19 protein-coding genes are annotated in these 23,378 nt (G+C 62.7%); 4 read left to right on the top strand and 15 right to left on the bottom strand.

Annotated elements, in window-relative coordinates; all coding sequences use genetic code 11:
* Positions 1–4: 4 nt before the first annotated feature.
* A complete protein-coding gene (locus BLW50_RS10675; RefSeq protein ID WP_090701545.1) occupies positions 5–2,251 on the bottom strand; it encodes a ComEC/Rec2 family competence protein in 2,247 nt (748 codons plus the stop codon).
* A gap of 157 nt (positions 2,252–2,408) precedes the next feature.
* On the opposite strand from BLW50_RS10675, the gene gltX reads away from it, so the two are divergent.
* The 3 genes from gltX to BLW50_RS10690 all read left to right on the top strand — a co-directional run bounded on the left by gltX (position 2,409) and on the right by BLW50_RS10690 (position 6,889).
* On the top strand, positions 2,409–3,857 hold the full coding sequence (gene gltX / locus BLW50_RS10680; protein WP_090701548.1) for a glutamate--tRNA ligase: 1,449 nt from the start codon (positions 2,409–2,411) through the stop codon (positions 3,855–3,857).
* Between the two features lie 349 nt (positions 3,858–4,206).
* The gene (gene gltA / locus BLW50_RS10685) at positions 4,207–5,493 is read left to right on the top strand and encodes a citrate synthase (RefSeq protein WP_090708963.1); all 1,287 of its coding nucleotides are present in this window, start codon (positions 4,207–4,209) and stop codon (positions 5,491–5,493) included.
* 109 nt (positions 5,494–5,602) lie between these two features.
* Entirely contained in the window at positions 5,603–6,889 is a 1,287-nt protein-coding gene (locus tag BLW50_RS10690; protein ID WP_090701552.1) for an MmgE/PrpD family protein, read from the top strand.
* Here the strand turns inward: BLW50_RS10690 and lpxB are convergent.
* From lpxB to pyrH, 11 genes are all read right to left on the bottom strand, one after another.
* A complete protein-coding gene (lpxB, locus tag BLW50_RS10695) occupies positions 6,886–8,055 on the bottom strand; it encodes a lipid-A-disaccharide synthase (RefSeq protein ID WP_280141457.1) in 1,170 nt (389 codons plus the stop codon). The genes BLW50_RS10690 and lpxB overlap by 4 nt on opposite strands.
* Positions 8,056–8,058: 3 nt before the next feature.
* The gene (lpxA, locus tag BLW50_RS10700; RefSeq protein ID WP_090701555.1) at positions 8,059–8,862 is read right to left on the bottom strand and encodes an acyl-ACP--UDP-N-acetylglucosamine O-acyltransferase; all 804 of its coding nucleotides are present in this window, start codon (positions 8,860–8,862) and stop codon (positions 8,059–8,061) included.
* Complete coding sequence (gene fabZ / locus BLW50_RS10705; protein WP_090701559.1) at positions 8,859–9,335, bottom strand: 3-hydroxyacyl-ACP dehydratase FabZ; 477 nt, start codon at positions 9,333–9,335, stop codon at positions 8,859–8,861. Before fabZ ends, lpxA begins: the two co-directional genes overlap by 4 nt.
* Before the next feature lie 57 nt (positions 9,336–9,392).
* A complete protein-coding gene (lpxD, locus tag BLW50_RS10710) occupies positions 9,393–10,460 on the bottom strand; it encodes a UDP-3-O-(3-hydroxymyristoyl)glucosamine N-acyltransferase (protein WP_090701562.1) in 1,068 nt (355 codons plus the stop codon).
* Between the two features lie 210 nt (positions 10,461–10,670).
* Positions 10,671–13,208: an outer membrane protein assembly factor BamA gene (bamA, locus tag BLW50_RS10715; protein ID WP_090701566.1), complete on the bottom strand. Its 2,538-nt coding sequence runs from the start codon at positions 13,206–13,208 to the stop codon at positions 10,671–10,673.
* 224 nt (positions 13,209–13,432) lie between these two features.
* On the bottom strand, positions 13,433–14,593 hold the full coding sequence (gene rseP, locus BLW50_RS10720) for an RIP metalloprotease RseP (RefSeq protein ID WP_090701569.1): 1,161 nt from the start codon (positions 14,591–14,593) through the stop codon (positions 13,433–13,435).
* A 95-nt stretch (positions 14,594–14,688) separates the two neighbouring features.
* Positions 14,689–15,891, bottom strand: coding sequence for a 1-deoxy-D-xylulose-5-phosphate reductoisomerase (gene dxr / locus BLW50_RS10725; RefSeq protein ID WP_244544198.1), 1,203 nt, complete (start codon positions 15,889–15,891; stop codon positions 14,689–14,691).
* A 19-nt stretch (positions 15,892–15,910) separates the two neighbouring features.
* Positions 15,911–16,786 (bottom strand): phosphatidate cytidylyltransferase, encoded by an 876-nt coding sequence (locus BLW50_RS10730; protein ID WP_244544199.1) that lies wholly within the window; start codon positions 16,784–16,786, stop codon positions 15,911–15,913.
* Between the two features lie 2 nt (positions 16,787–16,788).
* A complete protein-coding gene (locus BLW50_RS10735) occupies positions 16,789–17,580 on the bottom strand; it encodes an isoprenyl transferase (protein WP_090708972.1) in 792 nt (263 codons plus the stop codon).
* 41 nt (positions 17,581–17,621) lie between these two features.
* Positions 17,622–18,176, bottom strand: a complete 555-nt coding sequence (frr, locus tag BLW50_RS10740; protein ID WP_090701572.1) for a ribosome recycling factor — start codon at positions 18,174–18,176, stop codon at positions 17,622–17,624.
* A gap of 67 nt (positions 18,177–18,243) precedes the next feature.
* On the bottom strand, positions 18,244–18,954 hold the full coding sequence (gene pyrH / locus BLW50_RS10745) for a UMP kinase (RefSeq protein ID WP_090701574.1): 711 nt from the start codon (positions 18,952–18,954) through the stop codon (positions 18,244–18,246).
* A gap of 384 nt (positions 18,955–19,338) precedes the next feature.
* On the opposite strand from pyrH, the gene irr reads away from it, so the two are divergent.
* Positions 19,339–19,743 (top strand): Fur family transcriptional regulator Irr, encoded by a 405-nt coding sequence (irr, locus tag BLW50_RS10750; RefSeq protein WP_244544201.1) that lies wholly within the window; start codon positions 19,339–19,341, stop codon positions 19,741–19,743.
* A gap of 124 nt (positions 19,744–19,867) precedes the next feature.
* On the opposite strand, the gene BLW50_RS10755 is transcribed toward irr, so the two are convergent.
* From BLW50_RS10755 to BLW50_RS10765, 3 genes are all read right to left on the bottom strand, one after another.
* Entirely contained in the window at positions 19,868–21,154 is a 1,287-nt protein-coding gene (locus tag BLW50_RS10755) for an MFS transporter (protein ID WP_244544202.1), read from the bottom strand.
* A 109-nt stretch (positions 21,155–21,263) separates the two neighbouring features.
* Complete coding sequence (tsf, locus tag BLW50_RS10760) at positions 21,264–22,187, bottom strand: translation elongation factor Ts (RefSeq protein ID WP_090701580.1); 924 nt, start codon at positions 22,185–22,187, stop codon at positions 21,264–21,266.
* Positions 22,188–22,311: 124 nt separating this feature from the next.
* Positions 22,312–23,325 (bottom strand): 30S ribosomal protein S2, encoded by a 1,014-nt coding sequence (locus BLW50_RS10765; RefSeq protein ID WP_090701583.1) that lies wholly within the window; start codon positions 23,323–23,325, stop codon positions 22,312–22,314.
* Positions 23,326–23,378 lie beyond the last annotated feature (53 nt).

The following is a 23,378-nucleotide window of genomic DNA, read 5'->3' on the forward strand; positions in this document are numbered from 1 at the left end:
GCTCTTACTGCGGCTCATAGATCTCCTCTTGCGGCGGAGATTGAGATGAAGCCGCAGCCGGCGGATCGTTCTGCGCCAGGATGCGCGGCGCCGGCGACCAGGGTCGATCGAACTGGGGCGAGCGGGCGCTGCGCATGACGGCTGCGCCATCAACAGCGAAGCGAAATTCGCTGGCGCCATATTTCAGCAAATGCTCGCCATCGACGACAAGCCGCGGCCCCTTGCAGGTGCCGTTGAGCCAGAAGCGCGTGACGACAATGTCGGCACGCGGACAGTCCTCGGCGACGTTGCGTGGATCGAGGATGAGAACCACAACGCGCCCGTCCCGCAACGTCCCCGTGCAGCCGCCAACATCACACAGGCCATTGCCTTGCAGGGCTGGATCGCGCGCCGGACGCGCATCCGCATCGGCCGTCAGCCATTGCGACACGCCAAAGAAATTGCCGCGCGCATTGAGCACGGCCAGCTGGCCGTCGGCGGCGCGATAAGCCAGCGTGCCGCCTTGCCGGTCCACCATCAGATCAGGCCGCGCGCTGGTCAGCGCCAGCGCCACGCCGGCAATCGCGAAGGGCACACCACACCAGCGCAACGGCGTCTGCCACAGGGTGATCCACAACAGCCCCAGTGTCATCAGCAACAGAGCGCCAACACCGAACGCCGGCACCATGCGCGTCGAGCCGGCGAGGCTCGCGACCCATTCGGCCACGAACATCATGAAGCCGACGCCCAGCCCCATGACCCACCAGAACGGCCCGTCAAGTCCAAAGGCTGAGGCGACAAGCCCCGCCGCGCCAAAGGGCATGACGATGAATTCGACAAGTGGGATTGTCAGAACGTTACCAATGAGTCCGTAGCTAGAGATCCTGTGGAAATGAAAAACCGCATAGGGGTCGGTGGCGAGCGAGGCGATCAAGGTCGTCACCACCGCCACCGAGACGATGAAGCCGAAGCGGTTCAAGAGACCAGGCGGACCATCGCGCTTCATGCCGAAGAAGCCAGCACCGCCGCGCTTCTCGAAAGCCGCGATCATCGCTGCCACGGCCGCGAATGACATCTGGAACGACGGGCCAAGCACGGTGGCAGGCTCGCGCAGCATGACGACCAGCGCGGCGATGGCCAGATTGCGCATGGAGAACGCCGGCCGGCCAAACAGCACTGCGCCCAGCATGATGAGCACCATGACCAAAGCGCGCTCGGTGGCCACTTCCGAGCCCGAGAACAGATCGTAAGCGATGGCGCCGACCATGGCGAAGCCTGCCGCCCACTGCTTGATCGGCCTCGTCAACGCCACCGTCGGCGACAGCGCCAGCAGAGCGCGCAAGCTCCACAGCATGAGGCCCGCCGCCAGCACCATATGCAGGCCGGAGATCGACACGACGTGATAGATGCCAGCCGCGCGCAGCGCCTCGTTGGTGCTCTCTGGAATGAGCCCGCGCTTGCCGGTGACGAGCGCTGCGGCGACGGCGCCATTGGCGCCGCCAATCGCCGTGGCGATACGCTCGGTCAGGGCGTTGCGGCCACGATCGATCCAGGCGTTGAGCTTTGCTGTCAGCGGCGCTTCGAGCGCCGCGACCACCACCGGGCGCGACAGCCCGTTGCCGACTGCGCCAATGCGCTGGAACCAGGCGTCGCGGGCGAAATCATAGCCGCCAGGCTCCGAAGCACGAGGCGGCGGCACCAGCCGCACGCTCAAACTGATTGAAGCGCCAGAGACAAAATCAGGCCGTCCCCGCATGATGATGCGCACGCGCTCCGGCCGCGCGGCCTCGGCAAGTCCGTTGGCGCTCGCCAGCCGCATCAGCAGCCGGGCCGAGCCGTCGCGCAGCTCGATCGTCTCGACGAAACCGGTCGCCTTGCCGCTCCAGCTCCGATCGATGACCGGCGCCGCGACCCAGGCGGTGCGCAGGGTCGCCACCGAGAAACCGGCGAAGAGAAAGGCGAAGGCCATGGCCGCGCGATAGGCCGCCAAGCGCTCGCGACGCAGAGCCAGCACTGCGACGCCGGCGCAGAGGGCGGTTGCCGCCAGTGGCGCTGGCAGCCAAGGTTCCCGCTCGGCGGCAAAATAGAGGACGATGCCGGCCCCAAAGGCGACGGCGGCCCAAGGAAACAGCCGCCGTTGCTCCACTTCCTCGGCAAACCAGGCGGACAGGCGCGCCAGCAGCCAGGCAGGATCGCGCGGCGTTGTGGTTGCCCACGCACCGCCAACACGCGTTCCAACGCCTGCGATGGCAATACTACGCGCCCTCGCCATGATAGTCTTGAGCCCCCCGGCCGGTGCTTCCCCCGATCATTGCACAGTTTAAACGCCCCGCCGTCTACCTCCTGCCGTAAGTTGTGTGATAGATGCCCGAATTTGGCGACGGATATGACGTCCGCCGCGACCGATTTTGAACAGTTTGAGTACCGCCATGTCCGACCCCGTCGTCACCCGGTTTGCACCATCCCCGACCGGCTTCCTCCATATCGGCGGAGCGCGCACGGCGCTGTTCAACTGGCTTTATGCCCGCCACTTCGGCGGCAAGATGCTGCTGCGGATCGAGGACACGGATCGCGAGCGTTCGACCGAAACCGCCATCACCGCCATCATCGACGGCCTCTCCTGGCTCGGCCTGACCTGGGACGGCGACGTGATCTACCAGTTCGCTGGAGCCAACCGTCACGCTGAAGTCGCGCACCAGCTGCTGCGCGAAGGCAAAGCCTACAAATGTTTCGCCACCCAGCAGGAACTCGAGGAGATGCGCGAGAAGGCGCGGGCCGAGAAGCGCCAGACCCGTTACGACGGGCGCTGGCGCGACCGGTCGGCGAACGATGTCGCGGCGATGGAAGCGGCTGGCGTCAAGCCGGTGATCCGCCTGAAGGCGCCTGCCGAGGGCGACACGGTCATCGAAGATCGCGTGCAGGGCAAGGTGGTCTTCCCAAACAAGGATCTCGACGATCTGGTGCTGCTGCGCTCTGACGGCACACCGACCTATATGCTCGCCGTCGTCGTCGATGACCACGATGCGGGCGTGACCCACGTGATCCGTGGCGACGACCATCTGACCAATGCGGCGCGGCAGGCGCATATCTATCAGGCCATGGGTTGGCAGACGCCGATCTTCGCCCATATCCCGCTGATCCACGGGCCGGACGGCGCGAAACTGTCGAAGCGCCACGGCGCGCTTGGCGTCGATGCGTATCGCGCCATGGGCTATCTGCCGGCGGCGCTGCGCAATTATCTCGTGCGTCTTGGCTGGAGCCATGGCGACCAGGAAATCTTCTCGACCGAAGAGATGACGCAGTTTTTCGATCTGCCGCAGATCGGCCGCTCGCCGGCGCGCTTCGATTACGCCAAACTGGAAAATCTCAACGGCCACTATCTGCGTGCGATGCCCGAAGCGGAATTGCTCGACACGCTGATCGCCACCCTGCCCTTCCTCAAGGATGGCCCGGCGCTCGCCGCACGTCTCGATGCGCCGATGCGCGCGCGCCTGCTCGCCGCCATGCCCGGCCTGAAGGAACGCGCCAAGACGCTCAACGATCTGATCGAAGGCGGCAGTTTCCTGTTTGCCGATCGGCCCTTGCCGATTGATGAAAAAGCGACGGCAGCGCTTGAGAACGGCGGCCGCGCCCATCTCGCCGCTTTGACGCCGCGCCTCGCCAAGGCCGGCGAATGGACGGCAGCGGCGACGGAAGCGATCGTGCGCGCCTATGCGGAAGAAACCGGCGCCAAGCTCGGACAGATCGCACAGCCGCTGCGCGCGGCGTTGACGGGACGGCTGACGTCGCCAGGCATTTTCGATGTTCTGGTGGTGCTGGGCCGCGAGGAAGCCCTCGGCCGGCTCGACGACCAGGCGCGCCTCGCCGCGCTCAGCTAGAGCAAATTGCGTTTCGAACGCGTCTTTGTGGCGTTTGACTAAAGTCAAACTGCAAAACGCTCTAAGCGCGATCGCCTCAAAATAAGGCAGAGCTTTGCGCCGGCGAAACCGTCCGGTGCAAACTGCGTTATTCACATTGGCGATAGCAGCTATTCGGTGGCTCGGGACGGGTTCCTTAAAACCGTAACATACCGCTGCTTTTGTTGATCTTTTGGGCGGGCCGCCGCCTTCTTTTGGTCAGACTTGAATGCTGCCCGCCGATGCGTTAGCACACGCCCGGTTGTGGAAAACCTTCCCTCACGCCGACGCCCCCTCCGGGTTCCCGGCACACATCATGAAGGCCGAAAATATGAGCAAGACCGCGACGATCACAATCGGCAATAATACCTATGACATGCCCATACGGGGAGGCACGGAGGGGCCGGAAGTCGTCGACATCGCCAAGCTCTACGGACAGGCCAACGTCTTCACCTACGATCCGGGTTTCATGTCGACCGCGAGCTGCGAGTCGAAGATCACCTATATCGATGGCGATGCCGGCATCCTGCAGTATCGCGGTTATCCGATCGAGCAGCTCGCCGAGCACGGCGACTTCCTCGAAACCTGCTACCTGCTGCTATACGGGGAACTGCCGACCGCGAACCAGAAATCCGATTTCGATTATCGCATCACGCGCCACACGATGGTGCATGAGCAGATGTCGCGCTTCTTCTCCGGCTTCCGTCGCGACGCGCATCCGATGGCCGTCATGGTTGGCACCGTCGGCGCGATGGCTGCTTTCTATCCGGACTCCGCCGACATCAGCGACCCGCATCAGCGCATGATCGCATCGATGCGTCTGGTCGCGAAGATCCCGACCATCGCCGCCATGGCCTATAAATATTCGGTCGGCCAGCCGTTCGTGTTCCCGAAGAACGACCTCGATTACACGTCGAACTTCCTGCACATGTGCTACGCCGTGCCGTGCGAGGATTATAAGGTCAACCCGATCATCGCCCGCGCGCTCGACCGCATCTTCATCCTGCATGCGGACCACGAGCAGAACGCTTCGACCTCGACGGTGCGTCTCGCCGGCTCCTCCGGCGCCAATCCGTTCGCTTGTATCGCCGCTGGCATCGCCTGCCTGTGGGGCCCGGCGCACGGCGGCGCCAACGAAGCCGCTCTCGCCATGCTCGCCGAAATCGGCACGGTCGATAAGATCCCCGAATTCGTCTCGCGCGTGAAGGACAAGAAGGATCATACGCGCCTGATGGGCTTCGGCCATCGCGTCTACAAGAACTACGATCCGCGCGCCAAGATCATGCAGAAGACCTGCCATGAAGTGCTGCGCGAACTCGGCATCAAGGACGATCCGCTGCTCGACGTGGCGATGGAACTCGAGCGCATCGCGCTCAGCGACGAGTATTTCATCGAGCGCAAGCTGTATCCGAACGTCGATTTCTATTCGGGCATCACGCTGAAGGCGATGGGCTTCCCGGTGTCGATGTTCACCGTGCTCTTCGCCGTGGCGCGCACCGTCGGCTGGATCGCCCAGTGGAAGGAAATGATCGAAGACCCGAGCTCGAAGATCGGCCGTCCGCGCCAGCTCTACACCGGCGCGCCGAAGCGCGATTACACGCCAATCGGCAAGCGCTGAACCAACCATCCCAGATCAGGGCCGCCCTCAAGGCGGCCCTTTTCTTTTGCGCCCAACAAGGCGATTGTGCCGGAAGACATAAGGAAACTACCCACGGGGAGAGAGCGCCATGCTGCCTGATGATGCCGGGCATCTGATCGATTTCGCGCTTCGTTTCGAGCTGGATCAAGCCAACGACGGTGCGCGCGAACGGGCGCGCCTGATCGTGCTCGATACCTATGGGGCCATGCTGGCCGCCGCCTCACACCCGATCGGCGTAATCGCCCACCGGCAGGCGTTGCGGACGCAGGCGCTCAACGAAGCAAGCCTTGCCGGCCACGACCAGCGCACGGGCATGCTGGAGGCCGCTTTCGCCAACGGCATTCTCGCCAATGCGGTGGATTTCGACGAAGGCAGCCATGTGGCGACGGTGGCGCTGCCGGCAGCACTGGCCATGGCGGAGAAGATGTCGCTGTCGGGCAAAGATTTCCTGACGGCCTTCATCGTCGCTTTTGAAATTGCCTCGCGCCTGCGTGAAGCCCTCGCCCCCGCGTTGGGCCAGCGCGGCGTCTGGCATATCGGTCATATCGGGCCGTTGGCAGCAGCACTGTGCGGGGCGCACCTGCTCGGCCTCGACGCGCAAACCGCGCGCATGGCGCTCGGCATCGCGACAGCGGCCAGCGCGGGCTATCGCCGCCATCTCGGCACAATGACGAAGGCGCTCCACTCTGGCCATGCGGCGCGCGCAGGCCTCGAAGCGGCGCTGCTGGCGCGCGATGGTTTTACCGCCGACGCCGATGTGTTCGACGCCAACGATGGCTGGCTTGCGGCCCTCACCACGCCGCAAGCGCCGAAGCGCGAAGCGTTGCGCGATCTGCTGGCAGGGCCGCTGGTTCTCGATCAGCCCACGAAGATCAAGACCATGCCGGTGTGCACGCCGATCGCGCCGGCGATCGATGCTATGATCACCTGCGCTGCGCGACACGGGATCGCCGCATCCGATATCGCGCATCTCGCGGTCGATCTGAAAAGCGGCTCACTCATCCGCGACCGGCCAATCGACCTCGATGCGGCACCCTTCTCCGGCCGCTTCCTGATCGCACTTGCCGCCGTGCGTGGCGCCGTCTCGCTCGACACGCTCAACCACGATACGCTCGTGGATCAAGAGATCATCCATCTGATGGATCGCATCGACGATGCGCCGGGCGCGACATCGATCAAGATTGCGCTGAAGGACGGACGCAGCTTCGAGGCGCCGCTTGGCCCCGTCCGCCGCCTGAAAGCGCGAGATGAGATTGTTGCGAAATTCCGGGCTTGCGCAGCCCCACGCTGGACTGAGGCACGGATCGCCACTTTCGTCGATAAAGCCCTGGCTATCGAAACGCTGGCGGACATCAACCAGCTGTGGAGCCGTTAGCCGCGCGGCTGCTTCAGCACATCAAGAATGGTTTGCGCCGCCGCTTCGCTCGGCCGTTGTTGCCCCGGCAATTGCATGGCGTCAGCCAAGCGCTCCAATCCCGCCAGCTGTCGCTGGCGTGACGGGCCATCTTGCATGATGTCGGCGATGTCCATCGTCAACGCCGCAGGCGTCGCCGCGTCCTGGATCAGCTCCGGCAACAAGCGCTCGCCGAGAATGATGTTTGGCAACGCGATGTGATCGGTGGTGACGAGCCAGCGCGCGATCCATTCCTCGACTTTCGAGACCTTATAGGCAACCACCGTCGGCACCTGGGCCAAGGCCAGTTCCAAGGTGACGGTGCCGGAAGCTGCCAGCGCGGCACGGGCGCTGCGGAAGGCGGCAAATTTGTCGGCCTCTTCCGTGACGATGCGCGGCGCGATGGCCCAGTCGGCCACCCCTGCCCGCACCAGCGCCTCCACATGCGCCACCGTCGGCAACACGATCTCCAGGCCTGGCTTCTCGACTGCCAGCATCTCCACCGTTTGGCCGAACAGTTTGAGCAGGCTGCCAATCTCCGAGCGCCGCGATCCTGGCAGCACCACCAGAACCGGCGGCGCCGCCGCACGGCGACGAACGTCGTCAGCTGTCGGCAGGAGATCGTCGAGCCGTTCGATCAGCGGGTGGCCAACGTAAGTGCAGGCCGGCCCGCCAAGCCGCGCATGGGCCTCTGGCTCGAACGGCAGCAAAGCCAGCACATGATCGACATAGGCGCGCATGGCGCGCGCCCGGCCCGGCCGCCAGGCCCAGACCGTGGGGCTGACATAATCGATGATCGGCAAGGTCGGCAGCGCCTTGCGAACGCGCCGCGCCACCCGATGGGTGAAATCCGGACTGTCGATGATGACGAGCACGTCCGGCCGCGCCTCGATGACGGCCTTCGCCGTCTCATCGATCCGGCGCAACAACATCGGCAGATGGGCAATGACGGGCAAGAAACCCATCACCGCGATATCGGCCATCGGGAACAGGCTCGGTAGCCCGGCCTTGCTCATGGCGAAGCCACCGACGCCACGGAAGGTCGTGCCAGGATTGAGGCGCGTCAGGGCGCCGATGAGCTCGGCACCCAGCATGTCGCCGGACTGTTCGCCGGCGACCATGAACACATCGAGCGGCCGCGCCGCCAAGGCCTAGGCCTCGCCGTTGGTCGACAGGCGCGGCATGCAGATCGAGCGGTCGCCGCCGTCGCGAATGAAGTCGAGGATTTCATGCACCTGCGGATGGCTGGCGAATTCCGCCGCCACATCCTCAACCCGCTCCTTCAGCGTGCCTTCGGCCGCGAACAGGAGACGATAGGCGCGGCGCAGGTCGTGAATTTCCTCGCGCGAGAAGCCGCGCCGCCGCAGGCCCACGAGATTGAGGCCGGCAAGATAGGCGCGATTGCCCATGGCTAGGCCATAGGGAATGAGATCGTTTTCGACACCTGACAGGCCGCCGACGAAAGCATGGGAGCCAACGCGTGAAAACTGAATGATCGCCGCGCCACCGCCGCAGATCACATAGTCGCCCATGCGGACATGGCCGGCGAGCATGACGTTGTTCGACAGAATGATGGAGCTGCCGAGATGGCAATCATGACCGACATGGGAATTGGCCAGGAAAACGCATTTGTCGCCGATGACCGTCGCCATCCCGCCACCCTTGGTGCCAGGATTCATGGTGACGCCCTCACGAATCATGCAGTCGCTGCCGATCGACAAGGTCGAGGGCTCACCTTCGTATTTGAGATCCTGCGGCTGATGGCCGATGGAGGCGAAGGGGAAGATGCGCGTGCGCGCACCGATCGAGGTGCGGCCGTGAACGACAACATGAGAGACGAGCTCAACGCCATCGCCGAGTTCGACATTCGGGCCAATATGGCAGAATGGGCCGACGCGAACGTCCGCGCCGAGCCTTGCGCCATCTTCAACGATGGCGCTTGGATGAATGTTCATTCGTCGTCCTGCCCGTCGGAGATCATCATGGCGCTGACCTCAGCTTCACAGACGATCTGCCCATCGACGCGCGCTTCGCCGCGATACCACCACATGTTGCGACGGCGATTGAGCTTCTTCATGTGAAACTCGACCCGGTCACCCGGCACGACTGGCTTACGGAACTTCACTTTATCGATCGTCATGAAATAGACGATGCGCGGCCGTTGCGATTTGGACGCGTTGACGCACAAAGCGCCAGCCGTCTGCGCCATGCCCTCGACCAGGAGAACGCCAGGCATGACCGGCTTGCCGGGGAAATGGCCCTGGAACTGCGGCTCATTGGCCGAGACGTTCTTAATGCCGATGCAGGATTCGTCACCGTTGCATTCGATAATGCGATCGACCAGCAGGAACGGATATCGGTGCGGCAGAAACTCCAACAGCTTCTGGACATCGACTGTCGTTAGTTCGGTCATGACCGGCTGATCCATCTTCTCTTCTCTTGCCTTGACTGATCGTTCATGTTGTCCGGACTGCCATGAATGGCGCTACGAATTATCCTGGCCCGTACTTGACCGTTCGCGCGATTGGGCGACGAGGCGGTCAAGCTCCAGATGAGCGCGCCAGGTCTCCCTAATCGGTCGCGCCGGCGAACCGCCCCACTTCTGCCCCGCTGGCACGTCGTTGGCAACGCCGGATTGCGCCGCGATCTGCGCGCCCATGCCAATTTTCAGATGGCCGGTGACACCAGCCTGGCCGCCGAGAGCGACGAAGTCGCCAAGCTCGGTGGAACCGGAAATACCGACCTGGGAAACGATGATGCAGTGACGACCGACGACGACATTATGGGCGATCTGCACCAGATTATCGATCTTGGTGCCCTCGCCGATGATCGTGTCGCGATTGGCGCCGCGATCGATCGTGGAATTGGCGCCGATCTCCACATCGTTCTGGATGATCACCCGGCCGATCTGCGGCACTTTCAGATGGCCGCGCGGGCCCATGGCAAAGCCGAAGCCATCCTGGCCGATCCGCACGCCACCATGGACCAGCACGCGGTCCCCGATCAGGGCATAGAGCACGCTGGCGCCGGGGCCGATCGAACAATCGCGGCCGATACAGACGTCCGGCCCGATCACCGCATTGGCGGCGATATGCGTGCCGGCGCCGATCTGGCAACGGGGGCCCACAACAGCGCCAGGATCGACCGTGACGCCATTCTCGAGGCGAGCCTCGGCATGGACATGGGCGGCCGGCGACACGCCTGTACCGCCATAGACGGCCAGCGGCCGAGCGGAGCTGGGATAAAGCTTGGCCACCACGGTGGCGAACGCGCGATAGGGATCGGCCGCGACCAGGGCCACCGTGCCAGCCGGTACGCGGGCGGCATATTTGGCGCCGACCAGGCAGGCTGCGGCGCGGGTGCTGGCAAGCTGGTCCGCATATTTGGGGTTGTCGAGGAAAACGAGGGCGCCGGGACGGCCCTGGTCCAGCGGGGCCACGCTGGTGATCGAGACAGACAGATCACTGCCCTCCGCCACCCGCGCCCCGGTCCATTCCACGATCTCGCCGAGTGTCGGCGCGGCGGCGCGGGGAAAAAACACTGGATCGCTCATCAAAGAACCTAACATTCCCAAATCCGGCGGGCGCAGCCACCAAACTCAAAACAGGCAGCGGCATCGCATGCCGCCGCCTGTCCCGCAAGCCACAAGTGCAAGCTGTGTATGGGAAAGGCCGAACAGCTTAGCCGTTCGGCCTACATTCTGAAATCAATCATGTTTCATGAGTTTGGATCGAAGCGATCCAAACTCATGTGATCGAAGCCCTTAGAAGGTGCCGCCGCCGGAGAAGCGGAAGTACTGGGTCACGTCGCCGCCACGATAGACGCCGCCGACGTATTCGCTCCGAACGCGGGCGAACGGGATCGCGTAGTCGAACCGGATCGGTCCGAGCGGTGAGGCCCAGATCAAGCTGGCGCCAACCGACGCGCGGATCTTGTGATCGTCGCGAACGGTCAAGCAATTCGACTGGGTGTAGGCAACGCCCGTGGTCGTGAACAGCGTCGGCTGGCATGGCGTGTTGGCCGGCAGGTTGAGCGCCTGGTTGAACACCGTCTTGCCCTGATAACCGAACAGGGTGCCGGCGTCAGCGAACAGAGCGCCGCGCATGCCAACTTCCTTCGGCAGACCCCAGATCGGGAACTGCACTTCAGCCGTGGCACCGAAGTAGGTGGTGCCGCCAAGGCCGGCCGAGCGGTTGTCGATACCCGGCGAGGCGTCACGCGGGCCGATACCACCCGGGGCGAAGCCACGGACGAGGCTCGGGCCGAGGTTGAAGTTGTCGAGCAGGTTGACCTTGCTGCCACCGAAGCCGGCGATGTTACCAGCCTGCAGTTTCACGAAGCCGACCACGTCGTCGAACAGCGGGTAGTAGTAACGCAGTTCGCCAGTGGTACGGACGAAGCGCGCATTGCCACCCGCACCGGCGACATCCTGCTTCAACTCGGCGTAGAGACCGGAGGTCGGGTTCTTCGCGTTGTCGAGCGAGTTGTAGATCAGCGAATAGCCCGGCATCGAGATCAGGCGGCTCTTCAGAGCAGCGTCCTTCATAGCCACCGAGGCTTCGCCGTTGGACACGCAGGTCAGATAGGTGCCCGGCGGCGGAATGTTGGTGGTGCCATTGAAGCCAGTCGAGCCGTTCCAGCCCGGCGTATAGCCCGGGATCGGGAACTGACAGTCGCTGTAAGGACGGTTCAGATCGTTCGGAATGCTGATGCTGGTCGTGTACAGCGAATAGCGCACGCCGAACGAAATCTGGTCGGTGATCGGCAGACCGAGGCGCAATGCACCACCGGTCGTGCGGCTCTCATAGACCGAGTAAATCGAGTTCAACGTCTGCTTATGATAGAGATCGAAGCCCGCCGACATCCGATAGCCCATGAAATAGGGCTCGGTGAAGGAGAAGTCGATGCCGCGCGTGCGCTGGCCAAGGGTCAGAGCGACACGAACGAACTGGCCACGTCCCTGGAAGTTGGACTCGGACACAGACACTTCGCCGATGATACCGTCGGTCGTCGAATAACCGCCGGAGATACCGAACGAACCCGTGGGCTGATCTTCAACGTCGACCACGACGACCACGCGATCAGGCGATGAGCCCGGCTCGTTGGTGATGCGGACCTTCTTGAAGTAACCGAGGTTGTTGAGGCGGCGCTCGGCGCGTTCGATCAACACGCGGTTGTAGGCATCGCCTTCACCGATGTCGAACTCGCGGCGAATCACATAGTCGCGCGTGCGGTTGTTGCCGCGCACGACGATGCGCTCGATGTAAACGCGCGGACCTTCTTCGATCACGAAGTTCAACGCGATCGTCTGAGCGGCCGGGTTGCGATCGCCCTGCGGACGGGCCGACGAGAAGGCGTAGCCCTTGCGCGAGACTTCGCGGGTCAGGTTCTCGACCGACTTCTCGACCAGATCACCATTGTAGATGTCGCCTGGCGACAGGCTCACCTGCCGGCGCAGGGTCTCGGGATCAACGTCGGCGATGCGCGAGTCGACGTTCACCGAGCTGACGCGGTACTGCGCGCCTTCATCGACGGTGACGGTGATGACCCAGCCTTCGCGGGCGTCGTCATAATGAGCGTCGTTGCCGACGATGCGGAAGTCGGCATAGCCGTTCTTCAGATAGAAGCGACGGATGACTTCGAGATCCGAGGAGATCTTATCGGGATCATAAACGTCGGTGTTCTTGAAGAACGACAGCCAGTTCATTTCCGTCGTCTGCATCAGGTTGCGCAGACGGTAGCCGGAATAGGCCTGGTTGCCGACGAAAACGATGTCGCGGACGCCGGTCTTGCCACCTTCGTTAATGGTGAAGACCACGTCGATGCGGCCGTTCGGCAAAGCGACGGTGCGCGATGAGACGGTGGCGGCGCCACGGCCGGCACGGCGGTAGAGATCCTTGATGCGCTCGATATCGGCCTGGACGGTCGACGGATTATAGGCGCCACGGGACTTGGTCTGGATTTCCGGGAGCAGCTGCTCGCTCTTGACCTTGCTGTTCCCTTCAAAGGCGACGCGGTTGATGACGTTGTTTTCAACGACGGCAACAACGAGGCGGCCACCTTCGTGGCGCACTTTCACATCGGAGAACAGGCCAGTGGCGTAAAGATCCTTCACGCCCTGATTGATGCGACCCTGATCGGTACCACCGAAATAGGAACGAATGGTCTCAGCGTCGACGCGCTGACTCCCTTGAACCACGATCTGCTGGGCGCTGGCCGGCGCGCTGACGGAGACAGCAGCCGGGAGCCCTACCGCGAGAGCAAAGGCCAACCGGTAGAGATAAGCTCTAATGAACCGCATCTTTATAAAGTTCCCCGTCAAAACCCATACGCCTTAAGGCGCTCTGCAATCCGGCTTGCCCTACCGGTATGGTAAACGCCCTGTTAATACGCTTACGCTACAGTATGCCCATCACGGCCATAGGTTCTACAAGGTTTACACTTTCGTGCAAATGCGAAATTCCTGATTTCGCCCTTTTCAGAGACATAGTGGCACCCACGACACGATTCAGGGTAAGCAATCACTTAACCGCCGCCAGCGCCCAACCAATTTGCTAACTTTGGGCCGACATGCAGCAGGTCGTTCATGGTCGCAAACAACATCAGCGCCATGACAAGACCAAGACCAACGCGGAAACCCCACTCCTGCTTGCGCTCGCTCATCGGGCGGCCCTTCACGGCTTCGATCGCGTAATACAGCAGATGGCCGCCATCGAGCATTGGCACCGGCAGCAAGTTCAGCAAACCGATGGAAATCGACAGGATCGCCGCCAAATTCAGCAGCGCCCCGAAGCTGACTTTGGCCACGACGCCGGAGATTTCAGCGATCCGAATCGGACCGGAGATTTGATCGGTCGATTCGCGCCCGACAAACACGCCGCCGATGAAGGAAACCGTCCGCTCAATAATGAAGCTTGTCTCGTGGACCGATAGGACAGCGGCTTGTGGCAGGCTGAAGCTCTGGATACGCCAGTTTTCCGGGGTCACTAACGCCTCGACGCCAATCGAGCCGACGCGATTCTTGCCAAACGGCGTCACCAGCTCCCGCAGGCGCGGCGTCACGGTCAGGTTCACATCCTTATTGGCGCGCTGGACGACAAAGGTGAGCGGAACATCGGGCGAAATCTGAACGATTCGCTGCATCTCGCCCCAGTTTTCGATCGGGTTCCCGTTGATGGAAACCACCACGTCCCCGGACTGGAAACCGGCCGCCTCAGCCGCCTGACCGGGCTGGACCCGGTTGATCTGGGGAACATAATCGCCCCTGCCCTGGATCCAGAAGCTGCCGGTGAAGATCACCAATCCGAGCAGGAAGCTGGCCGCCGGTCCGGCGAAGACGATGGCCGCGCGTTTCCACACCGGCTGGGCGAAAAAGCTGATCTTGCGCTCCTCCGGCGACATGTTCGCCTGGATTTCGGACGCGCCCATGCTGGCCGCATTGGGATCGCCATGGAATTTCACATAGCCGCCCAGGGGAATCCAGGCGAAGCGCCAACGGGTTCCCTTCTTGTCGGTGAAGGCGACGATCTCGCGACCAAAGCCGATCGAAAAGGCATCCGCCTTGACGCCGCACCAGCGGCCGACCAGGAAATGGCCTAGCTCGTGAAAGAAAACGACAATGGTGAGGACGAACAGAAACGGGACAAGGTAACTCGCCATGCCCCAGAGATGCTGCACTAACGCCATACTGGTTCGCCTCCAGCCGTACCGCCCACTGGTCTGGAGCGCCCGGCCGCGTAGTTAATAAATCCTTACTATGGCGGCACTTTGCCGGAGTACAGTCAACGCGCCAAGAGGACGCGGCACCTTTCTCTGGAAACATGGTCAACAGCGAGGGCCTCGTCGATCGTCGCAGGCTCGCGCGCTTCGCCTGCCGCCACCGCCTGATCGCAGATTTTTTCAACGATTCCAGCAATTTCCTGAAAGCCTATCTGGCGCGACAGGAATAGTTCCACCGCCACCTCATTGGCCGCGTTTAGAACAGTCGGCAGTCCCTGCCCGTGGCGCAGGGCGTTGATCGCCACGGCCAGCGCCGGAAAGCGATCGAGATCAGGGCGTTCAAAGGTCAAGCTGCCGATTTCGGCCAGGTCGAGCCGGCGCGTCCGCGTCGTCATGCGCGCCGGATAGCCCAGACAATGGGCGATCGGCACCGCCATGTCGGGCTGGGCGAGCCCGGCCGTCACCGCGCCATCGGCAAAGGCGACGAGGCCATGAACGATCGACTGCGGGTGAACGAGCACGTCGAGGCGCTCCGCCTCAACGCCGAACAGATAATGCGCCTCGATCAGTTCGAGGCCTTTGTTCATCAGTCCGGCGGAATCGATCGTTACCTTCGGGCCCATCGCCCAATTGGGATGGGCCAGCGCCTGCTCCGGCGTCGCCGCCGCGATCTGCTCGCGCGACCAATTGCGGAACGGACCGCCGGAAGCCGTGAGAATCATCTTCTCGATGGTCGAGGGATCGGCGCCACCGAGAGCCTGGAAGATGGCGTTGTGCTCGCTGTCCATCGGCAGCACATCGCCATTGGCCCTCTGCACCGTGCGCATGAAGGGCGCGCCGGCACAAACCAGACATTCCTTGTTGGCGAGCGCGATGGCGCGACCGGCCAAAGCCGCCGCATGGGTGGGACGCACGCCGGCCGTGCCGGCAATGCCCGCGATCACGAGATCGGACGGCAGCGCCGCCGCTTCGCACATCGCCTCGACGCCGGCTGAAACAGCGATGCCCGTGCCGGAGAGCGCCTGGCGCAGCGCTTCATAGCGATCGGCGCGCGCGATCACGGCGCGATGCGCCTTCAGCGCGATGGCGGTTTCGGCGAGCGCTTCGGCGTCCTGGCCGCCGATCACCGCTTCCACCTGAAAACGGTCGGGCGCTTCCAGAATCACATCGCGCGTCGTGCGCCCGATGGAGCCGGTGGCGCCGAGAATAACAAGCCGACGCGGCGCGGTTTGCGCCGTCGTCTGAGGGGTTGAAAGAGCATTCACCGATCGCATCAGATACCGCTCACCACCAAACCAGCAAGCCACGCGCCGGCGCATAAAAGCCGTTGCGCGCGAGGCCGATGATTGCCGCAAGGGTGACGGCAACGATGAAACCATCCAGCCGATCCATCGCCCCGCCGTGGCCAGGAATGAGATGGCTCGAATCCTTGACGCCGAAATGCCGCTTCATGCCGGATTCGAACAGGTCTCCGCCCTGGGCCGCGAGACCCGCGGCAATGCCAACCAGAAACACCGGCAGCAGATTGATCTCACCGGCCGTGCGCCAATATTGCACGACACAGACACCAAGACCTGCGCCACAGACAACACCACAGATGAGGCCGGACCATGTCTTACCCGGCGAAATACGCGGCCACAGTTTCGGGCCGCCGATCAGGCGGCCGCCGAAATAGGCCATCACGTCGGTGCCCCAGACGACCGCGAAGACCCAAAGGATCGATGTCAGCCCTTCGAAAAAGGAAGAACGCAGCACGCAGACGGAAATCACCAGAGCGCCGGCGTAAACCAGTCCAGGCCCGGCCCACAGGGCTTTTTCACGTCCCGCCAGCAGCGCGACAACAATAGCGCCGACCAGAACAACAAGAAGGGCAATATCGGCGCGTAACGTCAGCGCCAGCTGTGCCGCAACGGCAAGTGCGACCGCACCGACGATGAGACGGTAGCGTTCTTGCCGGCCGCCCACCATCTTCTGCCATTCCCAGAAGACAGCGAAACCAGCGACCATCCAGAACAGCGCAAACACATGGCCGCCAAGCCAGGCACTGCCGAGCGCCAGAACAACCATTACGATCGCCGACAACAGCCGGGGACCGAGATCGCGCATCGCGCCTGTCTTTTGGGGTTCGGTTGGTGTCACGTCCGATGGTTTGTCCGACACGATCACACGCCGCTCAAGGCGACACGCCCTGGGTCCCCCGCGGCATTGACGCCGCCGAAACGCCGTTCGCGACCGGAATATTCGCGCAGCGCCATTTCCAATGCGGCCTTATCGAAATCAGGCCAGTGCAGCGGCAGGAAGACGAATTCGGCATAAGCCGCCTGCCACAGCAGGAAATTCGACAGGCGCTGTTCGCCTGACGTGCGGATGATGAGATCGGGATCGGGAATGCCCGAGGTATCGAGTTCGGCATCAAGCGCATTGGCATCGATCGACGACGCGTCGATCTCGCCGCGCAGCGCGCGTTGCGCGAGCCGTTGCGCGGCTGCCGCAATCTCCTGGCGGCTGCCATAGTTGAACGCCACCACCAGCGTCATATGCGTGTTGTGCTTGGTCAATTCCTCGGCTTCGAGCAATAGCGCTCGAATATCGCCGGCCAGCTTGTCGCGCGAACCGATGACGCGCACGCGCACGCCGCTGCGATGCAACTCGGCAAGATCGTTGCGGATGAAGCGCTTGAGAAGGCCCATCAGATCGGCCACTTCCTGCGGCGGCCGCGACCAGTTTTCCGACGAAAAGGAATAGATGGTCACATAGGAAATTCTGAGATCGCCGGCGGCGCGGATCGTGCGACGCAGCGCTTCGACGCCACGGCGATGGCCTTCAAAGCGCGGCAGGCCGCGCGAAGCGGCCCAACGCCCATTGCCATCCATAATAATGCCGATATGGCGCGGAATCCGGAGTACGTCGGCTGGCTTGGCGCCGTCGGTCGCTCCGGCCATCTGGTTCCGCATCACCTGCTCCGCGCTCATCATCGCGCCCCAATCATCCGGGGCTAAACTTGCATGATTTCCTTTTCCTTCGACGCCAGCGTCTGATCGACCTCGGCGACGGCCTTGTCGGTCGCCTTCTGCACGTCGGTGCTGAAGCGCTTCTCGTCGTCCTCGCTGATGGCCTTGTCCTTCAGCATTTTCTTCAGCTGATCGATGCCATCGCGGCGGATGTGGCGGACGGCGACGCGCGCTTCTTCCGCATATTTATGAGCGATCTTGGCCAGCTCCTTGCGGCGCTGTTCGTTGAGCTCGGGGATGCGGATGCGCAGCGTCTGCCCCTCGGTCGTCGGATTGAGGCCAAGGTTGGCGTCGCGGATCGACTTTTCGACAGCGCCGACCATGCCCTTGTCCCAGACCTGGACGGCCAGCAAACGCGGCTCCGGCACCGAGACGGTCGCCACCTGATTGAGGGGCATGGACTGGCCATAGGCCACGACCTGGATAGGATCGAGCAGGCCGGCCGAGGCGCGGCCGGTGCGCAGGCCCGAAAATTCGTGTTTCAGCGACTGGATCGAACTCTGCATCCGCCGCTGAAGATCAGCGATGTCATATGCCATGATCTATTTCCGTTATCCCTTCGGGCCGGGGCCCGCGATTACGCCATTTCAGCCGGAGCTGTTGTTCTTACGGCGCCACGACCGTGAATGTGCCCTTACCAAGCAGGGCGTTGCTGATCGCATTGGGTTCCGCGATCGAGAATACGATTATCGGAATTAGGTTCTCGCGGGCAAGGGCAAAGGCCGCCGTATCCATGATCGCAAGATTCTTGGCTATGGCCTCGTCATGGCTCAATTTGTCATAGCGGGTGGCCGTCTTGTCCTTCTTCGGGTCGGCCGAATAGACGCCATCGACCTGGGTCGCCTTCATGACCGCGTCGGCCGACAGTTCGGCTGCCCGCAGCACCGCGCCGGTATCGGTGGTGAAGAACGGGCTGCCCGTTCCGCCCGCCAAAACGGTCACCCGCCCCTTGGTCAGATGGTTCAGGGCGGCCTGGCGTGAATAGGGCTGGCAGACATAGGGCATGGGCACCGCCGACAGGGCGCGGGCCGAATGCCCGGCCTTTTCGACTGCATGCTCGAGCGCCAAGGCGTTCATCACCGTCGCCAACATACCAATGGAATCAGCGCGGGCACGGTCGATCCCCTTGGTCGCGCCCTGGATGCCGCGGAAGAAATTGCCGCCGCCGACAACGACGGCGATCTCAAAACCGGCATCGGCGGCCCGGGCCAGATCGGTGGCGATCCGCTCCAAAGTGGGCTGGTCAAGGCCATGGGTGGTCGAGCCCATCAGGGCCTCCCCCGACAATTTGACCACGACGCGCTTTAACGGACCCATTTTTCAACACCCCAACGCTTAGCTGAAATCCAGCCAAACACTGATCGCTAGCCCGATTCGAGGGCCCCTCGCCAGTGCCAGGAGCCGGTGTTCCCAGGAAATGGTCAAGGCGGCGAGGAATATCTGGACAGAAGCACCGTAACCAGCACAATGGAGAGATCAAGAAACCTCGATTTTTCAGAACTGTTCTAATCTGGCCGGAAAGTTGCATCGGCAGGGCTGTGATTTTGATCTAGATCAAATTTTGATGACAGAAACCTGGCCATAATATATAACTGAAGGTGCAAATTTTCGGGCCCGCCCAAAATGCTACAAAAGGAACTGGGAAAAGTGGCGTCTGTTAGCTCTCGTCCGCCCCTCGGAGGGATTGGTTGCGTTCCGCGCTTGGTCAGCGAAAAGCTGCGCAAGGCGGGGCTTCGTCCGACACGGCAACGTCTGGCCCTCGGCTGGCTGCTGTTTGGCAAGGGTGATCGTCACCTGACCGCCGAGCAGCTCTACGAGGAAGCTCGCGGTGCGCGGGTGAACATGTCGCTGGCGACCGTCTACAACACCCTGCGTCAGTTCACGGAAAGCGGCCTGCTGCGCGAAGTGGCCCTGTTCGGCTCCAAGGTCTGGTACGACACCAACACCGGCCCGCACTATCACTACTACGTCGAGGAACAGGACGAGCTGTTCGACATTCCCGACACGATGGTGCCGCATCTCGCCGTTCCCGGCGCGCCGGAAGGCATGATCATCGCTGGCGTCGACGTGATCGTCCGCCTGAAAAAGGCCCCGACCGCGGCCTGATGATCTGAGGTTCAATTGCCTGAGGTTCAGAAATGACAAACGGCCCCTTTCGGGGCCGTTTTCTTTTGTGCCAATGGCTGTCGTCGGCCCCCGGCTCCCATCGGGAACCGAGGCCCCTCCCCGCCTAGCGCCGCTCGAGATTGGGCAGGAACCAGGCGACCACGCCGATCAGCGGCAGGAAAGCGCAGATCCGGAACACCAGGTCCAGGCTAGTAAGGTCAGCCAGATGGCCGAGCGCCGCCGCCGCGATCCCCGACATGCCGAAGGCGAAGCCAAGGAAGAGGCCCGACAGCATGCCGGTGCGGCCCGGCACCAATTCCAGCGCGTAGACGACGATCTGCGACATCGATGAAGCCGTGATGAAGCCGATGAACACCGTCAGCACCGCCGCCCAGAACAGGCTGGCATAGGGCAGCATCAGGGTAAACGGCAGCGCGCCCAGGATCGAGAACCAGATGATGTACTTGCGGCCAAAACGGTCGCCAAGCGGGCCGCCGAAATAGACACCAGCCGCCGTCGCCCCCATGAACAGGAACAGATAGAGCTGCGCATCGCGCAGGGTCACCTGGAACTTTTCCATCAGATAGAAGGTGTAGAACGTGTTGAGGCTCGCCGAGTAAAAGCTCTTCGAGAACATCAGCAGCAACAGTATCGAGATGATGGTGATGACCTTGGTGCTGGTGAAGCCATGCACCGAGGCGCCCCCAGAGCGGCGCTTCACCTTGCCTTCGCGCTTGATCGCAGCCGCATACCAGCGACCAACCCACGCCAGAACCGCCATGGCCAAGAGAGCGACGGCCGCGAACCAGACCAGACCACGCTGACCGAGCGGCACGACGACGAAGGCGGCCAGCAGCGGTCCCGCCGCCTGACCGAAATTACCGCCGACTTGGAACGTCGCCTGAGCCGTGCCCATACGGCCGCCCGCGGCCATGCGCACCACGCGCGAGCCTTCCGGATGGAAGATCGAAGAACCGATACCGACGGTGGCCGCGGCCAGAAGCAGAGTCCAATAGCTGCCCGCATAAGCCAACAGCAGCAGACCGATCAGGGTCGCGCCCATGCCGGCAGCGAGCCCCCAAGGGGTCGGCTTCTTGTCAGTGTACATGCCGATGAACGGCTGGAAGATCGACGCCGTGATCTGGAACGCCAGAGCGATATAGCCGATCTGGGAGAAGTCGAGGCTGTAGGTGTCCTTCAGCATCGGCAAGACGGCTGACAGGAGTGACTGCAGCAGGTCGTTCAGGAAATGCGCGAAGCACATGATCCAAAGAATCGCGTGCACGGGTCCCACCGCATCAAGAGCGCCCGACGGCGCGGCCCCAACCTTGACTTCGGCATTGGCGCTCATAGCGACATAGTCCTGAAAGATCTTGAAAAGACGAAAGGTGGCGTGGGGGAGAACCCGCACGCCACCCTCCAAACGGTGACTGTAAAATAATCCAAGCTTCGGCTTGCGACAATCGCCCGGCCCGCGCCCCAGTCATGCGTGAGGGGCATGCGGACCGAAGAGATTGGGATCAGCCCTTGGACATGCTCGCGACTTCGGCGGCGAAGTCCGGAGCTTCGGTCTTCTCGATGCCCTCGCCCAACGCGTAGCGCACGAAGCCCTTCAGCGCGACCGGCGCGCCGGCGGTCTTGGCGGCTTCGTTGACGATCTGGGAGACCGTCTTGGCGGGATCATGGATGAAGGCCTGCTCGACCAGGGTCACTTCCTTGTAATAGGTCTTGAGCCCGGACTCGACGATCTTCTCCAGCACATTGGCCGGCTTGCCAGCGTTCTTCTCGCGCAGCACGTTCTTCTCGCGCTCGATGGTCGCGGGATCGATACCGGTCGCATCGAGAGCCAGCGGGGACGCGGCGGCGATGTGCATGGCGATCTTGCGGCCGAGGTCGGCGAGCGCGGCGGCGTTGCCGGTCGACTCAAGTCCGACGATGACACCGATCTTGCCTTGGCCTTCGCTGACGGCGTTATGAACGTAATGGCCGATGAAGCCCTGAGCGACCGTCACCGAAGCGGCGCGGCGCAGGGTCATGTTCTCGCCGATGGTGGCGATGGCATTCGAAATCGCGTCGGCTACGGTAACGCCGCCGGGATAATGCTGATCGCGCAGCTTCTCCACGTCGACAATGCCCTTCTCCAGGGCGACGAGCGCGATCGAACGGGCGAGCGCCTGGAATTCTTCGTTGCGCGCAACGAAGTCGGTCTCGGAGTTCACTTCGACGACAACGCCCTGATGGCCGTTGACGGCAACCGTGACGAGCCCTTCGGCCGCGACGCGGTCAGATTTCTTAGCGGCCTTCGAAAGGCCCTTCTTGCGCAGCCAGTCGATGGCCGCCTCGATGTCGCCGCCAGTCTCATTGAGCGCGGACTTACAATCCATCATGCCGGCGCCGGTCTTTTCGCGCAGGTCTTTCACCATCGCAGCGGTAATGTTCGCCATGAGCAATTTCCTTGCAGATTTCCTTAGGATCGGAACGTCTTCGCCTCAGCGTGAGCTGAGGCGAAGGATTGAGCGTCTATCGCGACGTTTAAATGTCGCTATTTGAAGTCGAGGCGGGCTGGCCTTAGACGGCGGCCAGCGTGCGGGCCTGCTCAACCCACTTGTCGCGGCCGATGCGGCCATTCAACTTGAGATCGGCATCAACCTTGGCGACATCGGCATCGGTCATCGCGCCGATCTGCCAGTAGTGGAAAATGCCACCGTCATTGAGCTTCTTGACCAGCTGCGGGCCAACGCCCTGCAACTTGGCCAGATCGTCCGGAGCGCCGCGCGGCGCCGCCAGCAGTTCGAAAGTCTCGGCCGGAATGTCATCGGCTTCGACAACCGCCGCCGGAATGGCGTGCTCGACCGGCGCTTCCATGGCGCCGAGGTCAACGCCCGACGAACCCTGGCTGCGCGAAATGCCGTCGATGGCGGCGCGCGCGATCAGGTCGCAATAGAGCGCGATAGCGCGGCCAGCGTCGTCATTGCCCGGCACCGGGAAAGCGATGCCATCGGGATCGCAGTTGGTGTCGAGGATGGCGGCCACCGGAATGCCAAGGCGATTGGCTTCCTTGATCGCCAGCTGTTCCTTGTTGGTGTCGATGACGAAGATCAGGTCGGGCGTGCCGCCCATGTCCTTGATGCCGCCCAGAGCCTTCTCAAGCTTCTCGCGCTCGCGCGACAGCATCAGACGCTCTTTCTTGGTCAAGCCAACGGCGCCGGCATTCAGCTCTTCGTCAACCTTGCGCAAGCGCTGGATCGAGCCGGAGATGGTCTTCCAGTTGGTCAGCATGCCGCCGAGCCAGCGGGAGTTGACATAATACTGGGCCGAACGCTTGGCCGCATCGGCGATGGCATCGGAGGCCTGACGCTTGGTGCCGACGAGCAGAACGCGGCCGCCCTTGGCGACGGTGTCGGACACGGCCTTCAGCGCCTGGTGCAGCATCGGCACGGTCTGGGCCAGATCGATGATGTGGATGTTGTTGCGCGCGCCGAAAATGTAGGGACCCATCTTCGGGTTCCAACGGTGCGATTGATGGCCGAAATGGGCGCCGGCTTCGAGCAGCTGACGCATGGAAAAATCGGGCAATGACATAACTGTACTTCTCCGGTTGAACCTCAGCGGACAGCGGGCCAGAATTCCGGCCA

It is taken from the genome of Beijerinckia sp. 28-YEA-48, from assembly GCF_900104955.1.
Taxonomy (GTDB): Bacteria; Pseudomonadota; Alphaproteobacteria; order Rhizobiales; family Beijerinckiaceae; genus Terripilifer.

Excerpts from the sequence above, each read along its gene's own strand:
- BLW50_RS10765 (WP_090701583.1), bottom strand. The coding sequence starts at position 23,325 with ATGTCATTGCCCGATTTTTCCATGCGTCAGCTGCTCGAAGCCGGCGCC.
- gltA (WP_090708963.1), top strand. The coding sequence starts at position 4,207 with ATGAGCAAGACCGCGACGATCACAATCGGCAATAATACCTATGACATG.
- frr (WP_090701572.1), bottom strand. The coding sequence starts at position 18,176 with ATGGCATATGACATCGCTGATCTTCAGCGGCGGATGCAGAGTTCGATC.
- tsf (WP_090701580.1), bottom strand. The coding sequence starts at position 22,187 with ATGGCGAACATTACCGCTGCGATGGTGAAAGACCTGCGCGAAAAGACC.
- BLW50_RS10690 (WP_090701552.1), top strand. The coding sequence starts at position 5,603 with ATGCTGCCTGATGATGCCGGGCATCTGATCGATTTCGCGCTTCGTTTC.
- lpxD (WP_090701562.1), bottom strand. The coding sequence starts at position 10,460 with ATGAGCGATCCAGTGTTTTTTCCCCGCGCCGCCGCGCCGACACTCGGC.
- lpxA (WP_090701555.1), bottom strand. The coding sequence starts at position 8,862 with ATGAACATTCATCCAAGCGCCATCGTTGAAGATGGCGCAAGGCTCGGC.
- BLW50_RS10735 (WP_090708972.1), bottom strand. The coding sequence starts at position 17,580 with ATGCGGAACCAGATGGCCGGAGCGACCGACGGCGCCAAGCCAGCCGAC.
- pyrH (WP_090701574.1), bottom strand. The coding sequence starts at position 18,954 with ATGGGTCCGTTAAAGCGCGTCGTGGTCAAATTGTCGGGGGAGGCCCTG.
- rseP (WP_090701569.1), bottom strand. The coding sequence starts at position 14,593 with ATGGCGTTAGTGCAGCATCTCTGGGGCATGGCGAGTTACCTTGTCCCG.
- bamA (WP_090701566.1), bottom strand. The coding sequence starts at position 13,208 with ATGCGGTTCATTAGAGCTTATCTCTACCGGTTGGCCTTTGCTCTCGCG.
- gltX (WP_090701548.1), top strand. The coding sequence starts at position 2,409 with ATGTCCGACCCCGTCGTCACCCGGTTTGCACCATCCCCGACCGGCTTC.
- BLW50_RS10675 (WP_090701545.1), bottom strand. The coding sequence starts at position 2,251 with ATGGCGAGGGCGCGTAGTATTGCCATCGCAGGCGTTGGAACGCGTGTT.
- fabZ (WP_090701559.1), bottom strand. The coding sequence starts at position 9,335 with ATGGATCAGCCGGTCATGACCGAACTAACGACAGTCGATGTCCAGAAG.